The organism is Arcicella rigui (assembly GCF_034929435.1).
Classification (GTDB): domain Bacteria; phylum Bacteroidota; class Bacteroidia; order Cytophagales; family Spirosomataceae; genus Arcicella; species Arcicella rigui.
Genome location: NZ_JAYFUM010000020.1, coordinates 1 through 15621, shown reverse-complemented (window position 1 = coordinate 15621; position 15621 = coordinate 1). Strand labels below are relative to the sequence as shown.

Below are 15621 nucleotides of genomic sequence, written 5' to 3'. Positions count from 1 at the left end.
CAACCATCCATTTTCACTGTTTTCTATGAACAACCGTCGTGACTTTATTAAACAAATCGCCCTTGCTACGGGTGCTGTGGCTTTTTTGCCCGAACAATTATTAGCTCAAGAAATTGAGAGTAGCAAAAAGCTATTTTTTGAAATTTCATTAGCAGAATGGTCTTTGCACAAGGCAATTTTTGGAAATCAAATGTCAAACCTTGATTTTCCAGTAAAAGCCAAAAAAGACTTTGGTATTAGCATCGTAGAGTATGTAAATACTTGTTTCAAATCTGGTACAAAAAATTTTAAAGAAAACGGAAAAGATACCGCTTATCTCAAAGAATTGCTTTTACGTTGTAATGACAACGGTGTGAAAAACCACTTAATCATGTGCGATGCCGAAGGCGAATTAGGCGATGCCGACTCAGCGAAAAGAAAACAAACCGTAGAAAATCACTATAAATGGGTTGAAGCAGCGAAATTTTTAGGATGCAAAACCATTAGGGTAAATGCCGCTGGAAAAGGAACTGCCGAAGAAGTAGCCAAATATGCGGCTGACGGATTAAGTCAGCTAAGTGAATTTGCGGCTACTATGAATATCAACGTAATTGTGGAAAACCACGGTGGATATTCTTCAAATGGACAATGGTTGTCGGGCGTAATGAAATCCGTAAACATGAAAAACTGCGGTACTTTACCTGATTTTGGTAATTTCTGTATTACAAGAGATACTGCCAATTGGAGAATTTGTAATGAGCAGTACGACCGCTACAAAGGTGTTTCGGAATTGATGCCTTTTGCCAAAGGTGTAAGTGCCAAAACCAATAATTTTGATGCCGAAGGAAACGAAGCAGAAATGGATTATTTAAGATTGATGAAAATCGTAAAAGAAGCTGGTTTTAAAGGAATTGTGGGCATTGAATACGAAGGAGAAAAACTAAGCGAAGACGATGGTATCAGAGCAACGCTTAAACTTTTACAAAAAGTAGGAGCTACATTGGGCTAAAAATTAAGCTTTAGGCAATAGGCTGTAAGCCGTAAGCAAAATACTTTTTATTGTAAAAAGCAAACATTTTGCCTATTGCCTAAAGCTTACCGCCTAAATGAAAAATAGTGAATCTAATTTTTCATTTATTGCTTCAAAGCATAAATTCTCACATAATCAACTTCCATTCTTTGTGGAAAAATACTTTCATCCACCCCTTTTACACCACCCCAATTTCCGCCAACAGCAAGGTTGAGTAATAAATGGAATTTTTTATCGAAAGGAAATTCTGCAAAACCTTTTCCTGTGTTCTCAAAAGTAAAGTACAGTTTTGAGTCGATATACATTTCAATTTTTTTCGGAGTCCAGTCTAAACGATACTCGTGGAAAGCCATATCAAAGTCATCCACCATTGTATTAGCTGTTACTTGTGTTCCGATTACGTGGTTAAAAGATTTCGTATGAATCGAAGCGTGTACTCTTCCGGGGTCGTAACCTACGTGTTCCATAATATCAATTTCCCCATTATCAGGCCAATACTTATCGCTATAATTTTGTTCGCTTGCCAGCATCCAGATGGCAGGCCAAGTACCAATACCTTTTGGAAGTTTGGCTTTTATTTCAAAACGTCCGTATAGAAAATCTCCTTTTCCTTTCGTCACCAAGCGAGCAGAAGTATAGGAATTTTTATCAAATTTTTCTTTAACCGCTTCGATGATAAGTTTGCCATTTTCTACTCTGGCGTTTTTTAGGTTTTCTTTGGTATAATACTGTAATTCATTATTGCCCCAGCCACTTCCACCGACATCATAATTCCATTTTTTTGTATCTGGTAAGCCTTGATAATCAAATTCATCCGACCAAATAGGCGTACTTTCAAAACTATAAACTACGGGCGTTGTAGGTTGGGTTGGTGTAGTGGGCGTTGGGGTTTGGGCATTCATACTTTCTTTGGAGCAAGCACTCAGTATGATTACCGAACAAAGCGTAATTGTTTGGAATAATTTGTTCATGGTTAAATATTTTTGAGATTGAGCTTTAATTTACCCAAAAACTATCAATTTACTATCTTTGTTTGTTTCGTAAAGCTATCTTTTAATGTAATTTTATAAACCAAGATTGTCTTCAAAGCTTTCTTCAAAAGCATATTATTCACGAAATATATCATCTTTAAATCAAGTAGAAATTGCATTAGAATAGATGGTTAAAATAAATTTGATAATAATTTTTCTTTCGCCTTACATAACAATAGACATCTTAAACTTTCTTCTTGATTCATGAAAAAACTATTTCTGTTATTCCTCTTATTTTGTCTTTCCACAAAAACTATTTATTCACAGTCAGTAGGCATTACTTTCTTTAAAGGTTCATGGGGAGATTTACTTGTTGAAGCCAAAAGACAACAAAAACCAATTTTTGTAGATGTTTATACCACATGGTGCAGACCTTGTAAAGTACTGGACAAACAAATTTTTCCTCAAGAAAAAGTCGGTAATTTTTATAATAAAAACTTTATCAATTATAAAGTGGATGCCGAACTTGGAGAAGGTATTGAGATTGCTAAAAAGTATGGTATTGTGCAGTATCCAACTTTATTGTATCTCGACACCAATTTAGACGTGTATTCACCCGAAAAAGTAATTCAAACTGAAAAGGAACTCATTGAAGAAGGAGAAATCGTTCTCAAAAAAATGATACAGAGTTCTCAATTAAAAGAACTTTCTGAACTGTATCCAAGTCATCAATTTGACAAAGAATTTATTTTAGAGTACGCTAAAAAACTTTCGGACAACAATTTGCCTACTCAAAGTATTTTAGATACTTATCTTAGCAAGATTCCAGAAAGTGAATGGATTTTGTTAGAAAATTTACAAATCATTGGCTCGTGTTTCTCTTCGATGGACAGTAAGGCGTATCAGGTATTATATCCAAACTTTTCTATGCTTGTATTAAATGAAAGCGAGGCTTCTACAAGAGCTTTACTTAATATGAGTAAAGTACAGAGAAAAGAGAAAAAGAGAGCAATCGCTACGCATGATGAAGTACTATTAGACAAATGTTTGAACCTTCGATATTTAATGCTGGGAGGATGGTCTGATAAAAATAAAGCTACTTTAGACTCTCAATTTGTGCATTTTAGAAAACAGGCTAAGATCGATCTTTATTTCACAGCAAAAGATTGGATGAAGTATCATCAGGAATGTAAGTCTTATGTAAATGAACAAAATATAGTATCTACCAACTCATTATTACTAAATACTTATGCCTTTCAATACTTTGAAAACATTACTAATAAAGCTTTTTTAGAAGAGCTATTGAAATGGTTGAACAATTCTCCTGAGTTCAAAATCAATCCAATTTATCAAAATACTTATGCTTGTTTACTCTTTAAAACGGGTAAAAAAAAGGAAGCAATAAAAATGGAAGAAGAAATTTTAAAACAACGAAAAGGAAATCAAGCAGAAATAGAAAACTATAAAAATGTAGTCTTTAAAATGAAAAACAATACTCTTTTAAAAAAATAAAGTGCTAATGGTTTTACTAAAATATCAGGTTCTAAAGCCTGTAACTTTTAGTTATCTTTACTTAATAAATACCAAAATATGGACTTCAAACTTGTCTCAGAATATAAGCCTACGGGCGACCAACCACAGGCAATTGCCAAATTGGTTGAGGGCGTTCAGAATGGTGAACAATCACAAACACTTCTTGGTGTTACGGGTTCGGGAAAAACTTTCACGGTTGCCAATATGATTACGCAACTCAACCGCCCGACTTTGATTTTAAGTCATAACAAAACTTTGGCGGCACAGCTTTATGGAGAATTTAAACAGTTTTTTCCCGAAAATGCCGTAGAGTACTTTGTTTCTTACTACGATTATTATCAGCCCGAAGCCTTTATTGCTTCTACTAATACTTATATCGAAAAAGACCTTGCCATCAACGAAGAAATTGACAAACTCCGTTTGGCAACTACTTCGGCTTTGATGTCGGGACGTAGAGATGTTATCGTCATTGCTTCGGTTTCATGTATTTATGGTATGGGAAATCCAGAGGAGTATCGTAAAAGTATTCTTCGTTTTGGTGTGGGTGAAATCATTTCTCGCAATCAATTTCTTTATCGTTTAGTCGAAATTCTGTACTCTCGTACCGAAGTGGAATTTACTCGTGGTACTTTCAGAGTAAAAGGCGATACCGTGGATATTTGCTTGCCTTATGCCGATTTTGGCTATCGTGTGATTTTCTTTGGCGACGAAATTGAAGCTATTCAACGCATCAATCCACAAACGGGCAAGAAGCTTTCGGAAGAAAAAATGATTGCAATTTTCCCTGCCAATCTTTTTGTAACGGGTCGAGATGTGTTGATGAACGCCATCAATTATATCCAAGATGATTTGGTAGCACAAATCAAATTTTTTGAGAGCGAAAACCGATTATTAGAAGCCGAACGTATTAAACAAAGAACAGAATTTGATTTGGAAATGATGCGAGAATTGGGCTATTGCTCGGGCATCGAAAACTATTCTCGTTACTTCGACCAACGCAAAGCTGGGCAAAGACCTTTCTGTTTATTAGATTTCTTCCCCGAAGATTTCCTTTTGGTCGTTGACGAAAGCCACGCAACGATGCCACAAATTCGTGCCATGTGGGGAGGCGACCGTTCCAGAAAAGAAGCTTTGGTGGATTATGGTTTCCGCTTGCCTTCGGCGATGGACAACCGTCCGCTTACTTTTCAAGAATTTGAAAATATTACGGGTCAAACGGTGTTCGTTTCAGCCACGCCAGCCGATTATGAATTAAGACGTTCGGAAGGTGTGGTGGTAGAACAAATCATTCGTCCGACAGGATTGCTCGACCCAGAAATTGAAGTACGACCAAGCTTGAATCAGATTGATGATTTATTAGAAGAAATTTATCTCAGAATCGAACGCCAAGAAAGAGTATTAGTAACCACCCTAACCAAAAGAATGGCGGAGGAATTATCAAAATACTTGGATAAAGTAGGTGTAAAATGCCGTTATATTCACTCGGAAGTAAAAACCTTGGAGCGTGTAGAAATCCTCAGAGAACTTAGAATGGGCGTTTTTGATGTGCTTGTAGGCGTAAACTTATTGCGTGAAGGCTTGGACTTACCAGAAGTATCTTTGGTAGCCATCATGGATGCCGACAAAGAAGGTTTCTTGCGTGATATTCGTTCCTTGATTCAAACGATAGGACGTGCTGCTCGAAACGACCAAGGGAAAGTATTAATGTATGCCGACAGAATCACGGGTTCGATGGAAAAAGCCATTGATGAAACCAACCGCAGAAGGACGATTCAGATGGAGTATAATACACTTCATGGCATCACGCCAAAAACCATTTTGAAATCGAAAGAGAAAATTATGGAGCAGACTTCTATTGCGGATGTAATGGGTAAACCAACGAAGAAAACCAATTACTACAACGAAAGCCAAGAAGTAGCCATGGCAGCCGACCCAGTAATGGCTTATATGGGTAAAGATGAACTACAAAAACAATTGAAAAAAGTAACGGCAGACATGGAAAAAGCCGCCAAAGAATTAGACTTCGTGATAGCTGCCAAACTGCGTGATGAAATGCTGAGTTTGAAGAAGATGATAGCGGAGAAGGGATGATAATTATGAGTTATGAATTATTAAATTTTAAGAAAAATACTCAATGGAAAAGCTACCTCCATTACCTGAAATTATTTTTACAAGTGAACAATTTGAAGATTCAGAAAGAAAATCTTTGTCCAAATTAGGTTTAACATTAATCATCAACCAAAAAAACAATGAAAAAATCCTTACTCCTCCTCGCTCTTTGTGTGTTTATGGGTCGCTTGGGTTTTGCCCAACAAGAAATTGTAAATGAACTCAATCAGAAATATGCAAAATACACGGCTATTTCTGACAAAATTTGGCAATTGGCAGAACCGGGTTATTTAGAAGAAAAAACCTCAGAATTATTGATTGCAGAACTAAGCAATGCTGGTTTTGAAGTACAAAGAGGCGTTGGCGAAATGAAAACCGCCTTTGTCGCTTCTTATGGTTCGGGCTATCCGACGATAGGTATTTTGGCAGAAATGGATGCCTTGCCCGGTTTGTCGCAAGAAGCTGTTCCCTATCGAAAAGCCAAATACGTAAATGCCTATGGACATGGTTGCGGACATAATCTTTTTGGCGTAGGTTCGGTAGCGGCGGCGATTGCTACTAAAAACTGGATGGAAAAAGCTAAAATCAAAGGAACAATTCGCCTAATTGGTACGCCTGCTGAAGAAGGTGCTGGCGGAGGCAAAACCTATTTGGTAAAAGAAGGCGTATTCAAAGACATTGATGCGGTTTTGCATTGGCATCCGGGCGATAATAATAATGCAAGTCCGAATTCTTCATTAGCGTACAGAGTAGCCAATTTTAGTTTTTCTGGCTTGGCGGCACACGCTTCGGCAAGTCCCGAAAAAGGGCGTTCGGCTTTGGATGCTGTGGAAGCCATGAATTATATGGTAAACCTTATGCGTGAACATATTTCGCCCGAAACAAGGATTCATTATGTAATAAAAAACGGCGGACTAACCTCAAACATCGTTCCTGATTATGCGATGGTAGAATATACCATCAGAAATCCAACAGCACAAGGTTTGGAAGAAATCTGGAAAAGATTAATGAAAACCGCAGAAGCCGCCGCTTTGGGAACAGAAACAAAAATGAGCTATGAGATTTTGGCAGGTCTTTACAATTTATTGCCCAACGATGTATTAGCCAAAGAAATGCAAAAGAGCTTAGAAAAAGTAGGTGGCGTAAAATATACACCCGAAGAAACAGCATTTGCAGAAAAAATTCGTTTGACCGTCAATTCACAAAGTCTTGCTCCACTCACAGAGGCACAAACAGTAAAACCCTATACTTCTGGATTACTTTTTCTGGCATCAACAGACGTAGGCGACGTGAGCTGGGTAGCACCAACCGCAGGTTTATCAACCGCTACTTGGGTGACGGGCGTACCTGCACACAGTTGGCAAGCTGTTGCTTGTAACGGCATGAGTATCGGGCATAAAGGGATGATAAACGCCGCTCAAACGATTGCTCTAACGGCTCAAAATCTCTTTAAAGACACAAAATTAATAGAACAATCGAAAGAAGAATTATACCAAAGAAGAGGCTCAAACGTTTTTGAGTACAAATCATTAGCAGGAGACCGAAAACCACCTTTGGATTATAGGAAGTAGTAAAAGTTCGATTTTTTGTGCTTTAGTCAATAGGCAAAATGCTTATTTTTTGCAATAAAGAGTGTTTTTGCTTAGGGCTTGCAACCTATTGTTAAAGCATTACTATTAATTTAATACTGCATGATGACTTAAATATATCGAATTAAAAAGAGTTACAGATAAGAAATTTCTATTAAAACATTTAAAGATATGCCAACGATTACATACAATTTCGACAAGCGTGTTGGACAATCTATTATGATGCTTCGCCAACAAAAACACCTTGCAGGTTTTCCTTTTATGATTGAAGGGAAAGGTGAGTTATTATTAAACCAAGCCTACATGGAGTACCCTGATGGGCATATTGAAATAGTAGAATTCAGTAATGATTTTAGAGATTACTCATTTGTAAGAAAGTTGAATAATGCAGAAGTTGCTGTAATTCGCTCAAAATATCACCTTGAAGATGCGTAATTTATTTGTGATAACAGGAGCAAATGGAGCAGGCAAATCAACACTATCCAAAGCCTTACTTCCTATTGAGTTTTCTTTCTTAGAAGTTTTTGATGGTGATAAATACTTTGTTGAAAAGTTGAAAACAATATTCCCTTCTCAAATAAAATCACCCAAGTATGCAAGAGATTTAGCCTTTCAAGCAACAGTGGAGGCTTTTGAAAACTTAGTAGAAAATGCTATAAAAGACAATAAAGATTTTGCTTATGAAGGACATTTTAGCTCGCCTTCTCCGTGGACAACTATTGAACAATTTAAAGAAGCAGGGTATAGAATTACGATGTTTTTTCTAATGGTTGAAAATGTAGAATTATCTCAAAAAAGAGTATCAGAGCGGGTTAAAACTGGTGGTCATTATGTTACTGCAAAAGAAATTGAGAAGAATTATTATGGAAATCTTCTACAACTAAATACTCATTTCAACTTGTTAGATGAGTTGATTATAGCAGATAACTCACAACTTAATTCTCCAAGTTTACTTTTTCATTACTCAAATCAAGAGCAAATATTTAAGCATCAATTCATACCCAATTGGTTTAAAATGTATTTAAAGGAGATAGATTCTCTGGAATAAAATTAAAAATTCACTAATTCACAATTATTTAACATGTATAAAATTTACGGTATTACTAATTGCGACACTATGAAAAAAGCTATGAACTGGCTGAAAGAAAATGAAATTCCTTTTGAATTTCATGATTACAAAAAGAAAGGTATTAACAATGAAAAAATACAAGAATGGCTTTCACAGAAGCCATGGGATGTATTAATAAACCGTGCTGGAACAACATGGAAAAAACTTAGCGACGAAGAAAAAGCTACCGATGCAACAACTGCAAGCGAGTTGATGATGGCAAAACCTTCAATGATTAAACGACCAATCATTGAATCCGACCATATCCTTGTGATGGGTTTTAATGAAGAAAATTACCGAAAGGTATTTTTAGATCATTCCTGAATTGAGGAGTAAGTAGCCGTGGACAAATGGTGTTGTCAGGCAAAAATCCTCTAAAACTATTAAAAAATGAAAATCTTATCAAGCCAGACAATTAACAATTGCTGGTTCAAATCAGCCTATTTACTATTTTTAGTAATACTACTATTTCCTAATTACAGAATTGCAGAAGCTCCTTGTTCGGGAATTGATGCCTCTTGGCGAATCGCTTTAGAAATGGCTTATCAAAAAGGATTTATTTTTGGTAAGGACATCATTTTTACTTACGGTCCACTTGGTCGCCTAACGCAAAGAGTTGCCATCGGAACAAGTCATTTTGAATTATTCTTATTTGACCTTTTTTGCTTTGCAAACATTGGCTTTTTACTGTACTCTTTTCTTCCAAAACCGCTGAAAGTACATCAGCTTGTCTTACATTTTATTTTTTTCTTCGTGATTAGCTCCTTAGTTGGCGAGTGGACGGGCTTTCTCTTATTTTTTACTTCAATATTTTCGGGCATACTTTTTCTTAAAAAACAGCGTGAAAGCCTATTGATTCATGCCATTATTTTGGGTATTATCAATTTTTACATCAAAATCAATTATGGAATCATCGCACTTACATTTGTGGTGATACTGGTTTTTTACGCATTTTTCACCAAGCGTTTATCCTTACAAAAGTTACTGGGCTATTTGGGGGGTAGCTTTGCTTTTTTAGTACTTTTAGCCTTTTTACTCAAAGTTGATTTACTTGCTTACTTCGAGTCTTCAATTTATCTTATCAGAGGCTACAACGAGTCGCAGTCGGTTTTTCCCGATAATAAAATGCGTGCCGTACTTTCTTCCTATTGTATTTTTATTGTCTTTGTTGGAGCTTGCTTTTACTTTGTTTTCCAACGCTTAAAAAAGAAAGATTTTTCCATTCAAACCTTTGATACGCTATTTGTTTTGGGCTGTGTCTGGATTTGTTCATTTGTTTTGATAAAATACGCTTTTGTTCGGGCTGATGATGGGCATCTTTCCTCTTTTGTGAAAAACGCCTTTTTCCCATTTTTACTATTAGTTTATTTAAGTAACGATAGTTGGCTCAAGCGTTTGGGCTGGTTAATGATTAGCCTAAATTTTATCAGTTACCTTGTTTTTTATCAGCCTATTTATGGCAAAATCACTTTTCCTGTTACCAGTAATATTCGAGTGAAAAGCTACATCCTTGCCTCATATTTTCAAGAAATATTTTCAGAAAATAAAAGGTTGTGCAAAATCACTTATCCCAAAGAAGTATTGGCAAAAATTGGCAATAAAACAGTTGATATTGTACCAAATGAAGTATCTGAAATTTATTTCAATAAGCTCAATTACAATCCACGACCCATTATCCAGTCTTATCAGGCCTACAACGAGTACTTAGATGCCAAAAATCAAGTAAAGTATTTATCAGATTCTGCTCCAGATTATGTGATTTATGGTGTTGAAAGTAGCGACAATAAGTATGCAGTTAGTGAAGAAACCCTTACTTTTTTGGCTTTGTTACAAAAATACCAACCTTTAATGGCATGGAACAACAAGCGTTTATTATTAGAAAAAAGGAGTATAGTAAAGCCATTGAAATTGATAAAAACAGAAAAACACTTCGCTGAAATGAGTAAACCTTATGGTATCAAAGTGTTGTCTGAGGGTGAATTTCTTTTAATAAAAGTAAAATTAAGCTATAATTTTTGGGGTAAAATACTAAACTTTTGTTTTCAGCCTCCACAACTGACAATGAAAATCACAAACGAGCAAGCCAAGCAAGCCGTTTTCCGAACAGTTCCAGATTTATTAGAAAAAGGTCTGATTATCAGTAGTGAAATTGAAAATATAGATGATGTAAAATCTTTTTTTGAAAAAGGCTTTGTAGAAAAAAAAGCGGTTAAAAGTATCCAATTTGATGAAGTATTGAGAGGTATTACTGGTTTTGAACCGCAGATTGAAATCACAGAAGAGAGCTACGAAATGCTCCCTTGAGTATCATAGAATTTCGGGAAATATGTTTATATTGTATGATATTCAGACCACAATATAAAAATGGAAATAATTACTAAGATTGCTCTTTACCTTCATATCGGAGCGGGATTTATCGCTCTTACCATTGGCTTAATACCCATGTTTTCTGTAAAAGGTGGAAAAGCCCATGTCTTTTGGGGCAATGTCTTTTACTGGGCGATGTTTTTGGTAGCTTTAACAGCTTTGATTCGCTTTAAAATGGAATTTCCTTTGATATTCTTAGCAGGAATTGCCGTTTTTAGCTTTTACAATACTTTCACTGGTGCGAGGTTAGTGCGTATGAAGAAAAATTTAAAACCCGAATGGATAGATTGGTTTGGAGCAATTTTAACCATCATGAGTGCTTTAGCAATGATGACTTTTGGAGTATTGGCTTATCAAAAAGGGATAACTTTTTTTGCCATATTATTTAATGTTTTTGGCATTTTTTCATTGCTAATGGCAACGGAAGATTTACGAGTATTCTCAGGGAAAAAAGTAATAGATAATACAGTTCCGTTTCAAGCAAGATATTGGTTTCAGAATCATATTTCAAGAATGGGCGGAGCTTATATTGCTACGGTAACGGCATTTTTGGTTGTAAATAATCCACCATATATTCCGGGCTTAGTAGTTTGGATTGCCCCCGGCGTAATCGGCGGAATTATCATTGGCAGAACTCGTAAGTATTATATGGAGAAGGCTAAGGGGAAGCTGTAAGCTATGAGTTATGAGCCTTGGGCTTTGAGCTTTTGGTTTACTTACACTTTACAGTGTTGTAATTCAAAGCTCAGAGCTGATAGCTCGTAGCTCACGGCTTGAAAACTCATGCCGTTGTCCGTGTCGCACGGACAATTTTTAAAAACTGTAAGCTCAAAGCTCATCGCTCAAAGCTTACAGCCCAAATAACTTACGAGCCATGTCGTAAGTATCATTTATTAGGTAAGTTTTGCTATATTTGTTTTAGATAATCTTTTCAAAAATGGTAGCGAAAACTCAAAAAAAGTCTGAACTCATTCCTAAAAAACAATATAAAGGAATACTTGAACCTTATGAGTTATCAACTCCTGAGGAAAGAAAAAAAGCCGTAGAACGAAATAAAGAATTATACAAGAAAGTAAATAAATAGTAGTATGAACTATCTTTTAGATGGGACTTTCTTAAATGGATGTAAGGCTCTACTAAGTTCATCTCTTCAAATAAATGTTCCCTTTTCCAAGACCTTACTTTTCTTGTCTTGACACAAGAAAAGTAACAAAAGAAAGTCAAGAAATTCCGAAACTCGCTTCGCTCAAACAGCGGAATTTCGAAAAAATTAGACGCATATCAAGATTATATTTTAATACCCTTTTGCCGTTGTCCGTGTCGCACGGACAATTTTTAAAAACTGTAAGCTTAAAGCTCATCGCTCAAAGCTTACAGCCCAACACGAAATCTTATCTTTCAAACAACATTCTTTTGCCAGTCACACTTTCGTCGAAAGTACCATCTTGAAAAGCTAAATGTCCTGAAACAATAGTATGCGTAATTTTTGAATGCAAAGTTTGTCCTTCTAATGGCGACCATCCGCATTGATAATATACATTTTCTTTGGTAACGGTAGTACTTTCGTTCAAATCTACCAATACTAAATCTGCCCAGTAGCCTTCACGGATATAGCCTCTTTTTGAAATCTGGAAACAGTCTGCCACAGCGTGCGACATCTTTTCAGCGATTTTCTCTAACGTAATTTTTCCTTCTTTATAAAACTCCAACATTAAGTTCAAAGGATGCTGAACCAATGGCAAACCCGATGGCGAAGACCAATAAGGATTTTGTTTTTCTGCCCAAGTATGCGGAGCGTGGTCGGTAGCAATTACGTCGATTTTATCATCCAACAAAGCTTGTAACAATTGTTGTTTATGCCCGTCAGCTTTTACCGCTGGGTTACACTTGATTTGGTTGCCCAAAGTTTCATAATCACGAGCATCAAACCAAAGGTGGTGAACGCATACTTCAGACGTAATTCTTTTTTCTTTTAATGGAATTTCATTCGTGAATATAGCCGTTTCTTCACCCGTTGTGATATGCAAAATGTGCAAACGAGCATTGTGACGTTTAGCCAATTCAACCGCCATTGACGACGATTTATAACAAGCCTCCACATTTCTAATTTCTGGATGTACTCTTGGATGAGGATTATCGCCAAAACGTTCTTTATAAATCGCAGAATTAGCACGAACCGTAGCTTCGTCTTCGCAATGCGTAGCAATCAATAGCGGACTGTTCGAGAAAATGTTTTCCAACGTTTTCTCATTGTCCACCAACATATTTCCCGTAGAAGAACCCATGAAAACCTTTACTCCACAAACATTTTGGATATTGGTTTTCAGTACTTCCTCAATATTATCGTTTGACGCTCCCATGTAAAAAGAGTAATTCGCCAAAGAAGTACGAGCCGCAATTTCGTATTTATCTGCCAATAATTCTTGGTTCAAAGCATTCGGAACGGTATTGGGCATTTCCATAAAAGAAGTAACACCACCAGCCACACCAGCACGAGCTTCTGAATGAATACAAGCTTTATGTGTAAGACCGGGTTCACGGAAATGTACTTGGTCGTCGATTACCCCCGGAAGCAGATACTTTCCAGTAGCATCAATCACGGTATCGGCTGTTAAGCCAGAGAGACTTTTACCAATTTTTTCAATCAAACCATCTTTTACAAAAACGTCTGCCGATTGAATTGTGCCTTCGTTGACCACTTGGGCATTTAGAATGAGTATTGTTTTCATGCTTAAATCAGACTGAGAATTTACTTTCTTAATTTGTCAATTTGTTTGGGTACTATGTCGATGGCTCTTTCAACTACTTTCGGAGCAAGCGGTTGAACAAGCGGATAAAGATATACTTTTTCAGAATCACTTTCGGGAATTTTGATACCGATGGCGGTAATGAGCCAGATGAAAATACTGATGCCAAAAGCCCAAGTAAAAGCCCCCACCACAGCACCTGCGAATGAGTCAAAATTACCTAAAACGGTATAGCGGATAGATTTTCGGAGAACCCATCCTAATTTATTAATAAGATAAACAATCGGGAAAAATACAGCACCAAAGCCAATATAAGGCATGATTTTATTGCTAACACCATTGCTCATATAAGGCGAAGCCAAATCGCTGGCAAAACCAAGCGTTTTGAAACCGATAATGACAGAAAGCACAAAAGCAACGATAGAAATTACTTCGATGATAATGCCTCGTTGATAACCAATGTAAGCTCCCCAAAGCGTAGGCAGCAGTATAAAAATATCGATTGGTTGCATAGAAAAGAGATATGTTACCTCATCCCCCAGCCCCTTCTCCATTTGAGAAGGGGAGAAAAGCTTTGAGTTCAAATCTCCCCTCTCAACAGGAGAGGGGTTGGGGGTGAGGTGAATAACTAACTCAAAATAGCTTTCACCATCGCAGAAATAGCTTTACCTTCAGCTAAACCAGCTAATTCTTTGGTAGCTACACCCATGATTTTACCCATGTCTGATGGAGCAGAAGCACCCACACGTACTTTAATTTCTTCTAATTTAGCACGGAGTTCATCTTCTGTTAATTGCTTTGGTAAAAACTCTTCGATGATTGATAGTTCGATTTGTTCTTTTTCAGCCAAATCTTCACGACCTTGTCCTTTGAATATTTCTAAAGAATCTCTTCTTTGTTTAGCAGCTTTTGTCAATAATTTTAATTCAACATCTGCTGGCAAGTCGCCACTGGCATTATTTCCAGAAGTTTCTTCTAACAGAATAAGAGACTTTATAGCACGTAAAGTACGAAGACGGTCTTGGTCTTTTGCACGCATGGCATCTTTAATGCCGTTTTCAATGTTGGTTTTTAATGACATGATTTTATTTGAGATTTTGAAAATATGTAATTTTGAAAATGTTTCTTTTTCAAAATACTTATCTTTGAAGCTTTTAAAGAACAAACATCTTTGCAGAAATGTTTTTTTTGCAAAGGTACTAAAACAGTTATCAGTAATTGTTTATCGTTTATCAGTATTTTGAAAAAATGATAAGCCTAAACAATAGAACGTATTAATGACGAGCGTTATGACTAAATTGAGTGTAAATATTAATAAAATTGCTACTTTAAGAAACTCAAGAGGAGGCGATAATCCAAATGTTGTGAAAGTAGCCTTAGATTGCGAGCGTTTCGGAGCAGAAGGAATTACAGTACACCCACGCCCAGACGAACGCCATATTCGTTATCGTGATGTATTTGATTTGAAAGAAGTAGTAACGACAGAGTTTAATATTGAGGGAAATCCATCAGAGAAAAAGTTTGTAGAATTAGTTTTAGCCAACAAACCCACACAAGTAACTTTAGTACCAGATGCTTTAGGTGCAGTTACTTCTAATGCAGGTTGGGATACCATCAAACATAAAAGTCTTTTGATTGACTTAATTGCTCAGTTTAAAGAAGCAGGAATCCGAACATCTATTTTTGTAGATGCCGATGTAAGAATGGTAGAAGGAGCAAAAGAAACAGGCACAGACCGTATCGAACTTTATACAGAACCTTATGCCGAAAACTATTTCAAGAATAAAGCATTAGCCATTCGTGATTTTGTAACGGCTGCCACCAGAGCCAACGAATTGGGTTTAGGCTTAAACGCAGGACACGATTTAAGTTTGGATAATTTACGATACTTTCAGCAAAACATTCCTAACCTTTTAGAAGTATCCATCGGTCACGCCTTGATTTGTGATGCCCTTTATTTAGGTTTGGAAAATACAGTGCAGTTGTACTTGAGAGAGACGAAGGCGGTAGATTAAGCAAAAACAAAATCCTCTATTTGTGTGATAGAGGATTTTGTTTTTAAAAGTACTTAGGCTTTCCTTGAAAATTGTTTTTCAATATTCATTTATAATAAAATCCACTCATGTTGTGGGTGGATTTTTCATTTCATTTGATGCGATTTATTTGAAAAATACAATTTTATTCACAT

General features: G+C 36.4%; 15 protein-coding genes. 11 read left to right on the top strand and 4 right to left on the bottom strand.

Features of this window, described 5'->3' with window-relative positions:
• The first annotated feature begins 25 nt into the window (after positions 1-25).
• Entirely contained in the window at positions 26-988 is a 963-nt protein-coding gene (locus VB248_RS16160; RefSeq protein ID WP_323297839.1) for a sugar phosphate isomerase/epimerase family protein, read from the top strand.
• 125 nt (positions 989-1113) lie between these two features.
• On the opposite strand, the gene VB248_RS16155 is transcribed toward VB248_RS16160, so the two are convergent.
• Positions 1114-1980, bottom strand: a complete 867-nt coding sequence (locus tag VB248_RS16155) for a glycoside hydrolase family 16 protein (protein ID WP_323297838.1) — start codon at positions 1978-1980, stop codon at positions 1114-1116.
• A 264-nt stretch (positions 1981-2244) separates the two neighbouring features.
• Here VB248_RS16155 and VB248_RS16150 point away from each other — a divergent pair, with 264 nt between their 5' ends.
• From VB248_RS16150 to VB248_RS16110, 9 genes are all read left to right on the top strand, one after another.
• Entirely contained in the window at positions 2245-3492 is a 1248-nt protein-coding gene (locus VB248_RS16150; RefSeq protein WP_323297837.1) for a thioredoxin family protein, read from the top strand.
• A gap of 78 nt (positions 3493-3570) precedes the next feature.
• Entirely contained in the window at positions 3571-5604 is a 2034-nt protein-coding gene (gene uvrB / locus VB248_RS16145) for an excinuclease ABC subunit UvrB (protein ID WP_323297836.1), read from the top strand.
• Positions 5605-5762: 158 nt separating this feature from the next.
• Positions 5763-7193 carry an amidohydrolase gene (locus VB248_RS16140; RefSeq protein ID WP_323297835.1) on the top strand — a complete coding sequence of 477 codons (1431 nt, stop codon included), beginning with the start codon at positions 5763-5765 and terminating at the stop codon, positions 7191-7193.
• A gap of 189 nt (positions 7194-7382) precedes the next feature.
• Positions 7383-7646, top strand: coding sequence for a hypothetical protein (locus VB248_RS16135; RefSeq protein WP_323297834.1), 264 nt, complete (start codon positions 7383-7385; stop codon positions 7644-7646).
• Entirely contained in the window at positions 7639-8259 is a 621-nt protein-coding gene (locus tag VB248_RS16130) for a zeta toxin family protein (protein ID WP_323297833.1), read from the top strand. The genes VB248_RS16135 and VB248_RS16130 overlap by 8 nt, the downstream gene beginning before the upstream one ends.
• Before the next feature lie 33 nt (positions 8260-8292).
• Positions 8293-8643 carry an ArsC family reductase gene (locus VB248_RS16125; protein WP_323297832.1) on the top strand — a complete coding sequence of 117 codons (351 nt, stop codon included), beginning with the start codon at positions 8293-8295 and terminating at the stop codon, positions 8641-8643.
• A 66-nt stretch (positions 8644-8709) separates the two neighbouring features.
• Positions 8710-10623, top strand: a complete 1914-nt coding sequence (locus tag VB248_RS16120; protein WP_323297831.1) for a hypothetical protein — start codon at positions 8710-8712, stop codon at positions 10621-10623.
• Between the two features lie 60 nt (positions 10624-10683).
• Positions 10684-11361: a DUF2306 domain-containing protein gene (locus tag VB248_RS16115; protein WP_323297830.1), complete on the top strand. Its 678-nt coding sequence runs from the start codon at positions 10684-10686 to the stop codon at positions 11359-11361.
• 262 nt (positions 11362-11623) lie between these two features.
• Positions 11624-11770, top strand: a complete 147-nt coding sequence (locus VB248_RS16110; protein WP_323297829.1) for a hypothetical protein — start codon at positions 11624-11626, stop codon at positions 11768-11770.
• Positions 11771-12077: 307 nt separating this feature from the next.
• Here VB248_RS16110 and VB248_RS16105 read toward each other — a convergent pair whose 3' ends face one another.
• The 3 genes from VB248_RS16105 to VB248_RS16095 all read right to left on the bottom strand — a co-directional run bounded on the left by VB248_RS16105 (position 12078) and on the right by VB248_RS16095 (position 14514).
• Positions 12078-13415 carry a dihydroorotase gene (locus VB248_RS16105; protein ID WP_323297828.1) on the bottom strand — a complete coding sequence of 446 codons (1338 nt, stop codon included), beginning with the start codon at positions 13413-13415 and terminating at the stop codon, positions 12078-12080.
• A 20-nt stretch (positions 13416-13435) separates the two neighbouring features.
• Positions 13436-13945: a CvpA family protein gene (locus tag VB248_RS16100; RefSeq protein WP_323297827.1), complete on the bottom strand. Its 510-nt coding sequence runs from the start codon at positions 13943-13945 to the stop codon at positions 13436-13438.
• Positions 13946-14061: 116 nt separating this feature from the next.
• Positions 14062-14514 carry a GatB/YqeY domain-containing protein gene (locus VB248_RS16095; protein ID WP_323297826.1) on the bottom strand — a complete coding sequence of 151 codons (453 nt, stop codon included), beginning with the start codon at positions 14512-14514 and terminating at the stop codon, positions 14062-14064.
• A 208-nt stretch (positions 14515-14722) separates the two neighbouring features.
• Between VB248_RS16095 and VB248_RS16090 the strand changes: the two genes are divergently transcribed.
• On the top strand, positions 14723-15448 hold the full coding sequence (locus VB248_RS16090; protein WP_323297825.1) for a pyridoxine 5'-phosphate synthase: 726 nt from the start codon (positions 14723-14725) through the stop codon (positions 15446-15448).
• The last annotated feature ends 173 nt before the right edge of the window (positions 15449-15621 follow it).

Excerpts from the sequence above, each read along its gene's own strand:
- VB248_RS16095 (WP_323297826.1), bottom strand. The coding sequence starts at position 14,514 with ATGTCATTAAAAACCAACATTGAAAACGGCATTAAAGATGCCATGCGT.
- VB248_RS16150 (WP_323297837.1), top strand. The coding sequence starts at position 2,245 with ATGAAAAAACTATTTCTGTTATTCCTCTTATTTTGTCTTTCCACAAAA.
- VB248_RS16105 (WP_323297828.1), bottom strand. The coding sequence starts at position 13,415 with ATGAAAACAATACTCATTCTAAATGCCCAAGTGGTCAACGAAGGCACA.
- VB248_RS16110 (WP_323297829.1), top strand. The coding sequence starts at position 11,624 with ATGGTAGCGAAAACTCAAAAAAAGTCTGAACTCATTCCTAAAAAACAA.
- VB248_RS16130 (WP_323297833.1), top strand. The coding sequence starts at position 7,639 with ATGCGTAATTTATTTGTGATAACAGGAGCAAATGGAGCAGGCAAATCA.
- VB248_RS16090 (WP_323297825.1), top strand. The coding sequence starts at position 14,723 with ATGACTAAATTGAGTGTAAATATTAATAAAATTGCTACTTTAAGAAAC.
- VB248_RS16115 (WP_323297830.1), top strand. The coding sequence starts at position 10,684 with ATGGAAATAATTACTAAGATTGCTCTTTACCTTCATATCGGAGCGGGA.
- VB248_RS16120 (WP_323297831.1), top strand. The coding sequence starts at position 8,710 with ATGAAAATCTTATCAAGCCAGACAATTAACAATTGCTGGTTCAAATCA.
- VB248_RS16135 (WP_323297834.1), top strand. The coding sequence starts at position 7,383 with ATGCCAACGATTACATACAATTTCGACAAGCGTGTTGGACAATCTATT.
- VB248_RS16155 (WP_323297838.1), bottom strand. The coding sequence starts at position 1,980 with ATGAACAAATTATTCCAAACAATTACGCTTTGTTCGGTAATCATACTG.
- VB248_RS16160 (WP_323297839.1), top strand. The coding sequence starts at position 26 with ATGAACAACCGTCGTGACTTTATTAAACAAATCGCCCTTGCTACGGGT.
- VB248_RS16100 (WP_323297827.1), bottom strand. The coding sequence starts at position 13,945 with ATGCAACCAATCGATATTTTTATACTGCTGCCTACGCTTTGGGGAGCT.
- VB248_RS16125 (WP_323297832.1), top strand. The coding sequence starts at position 8,293 with ATGTATAAAATTTACGGTATTACTAATTGCGACACTATGAAAAAAGCT.
- VB248_RS16140 (WP_323297835.1), top strand. The coding sequence starts at position 5,763 with ATGAAAAAATCCTTACTCCTCCTCGCTCTTTGTGTGTTTATGGGTCGC.
- uvrB (WP_323297836.1), top strand. The coding sequence starts at position 3,571 with ATGGACTTCAAACTTGTCTCAGAATATAAGCCTACGGGCGACCAACCA.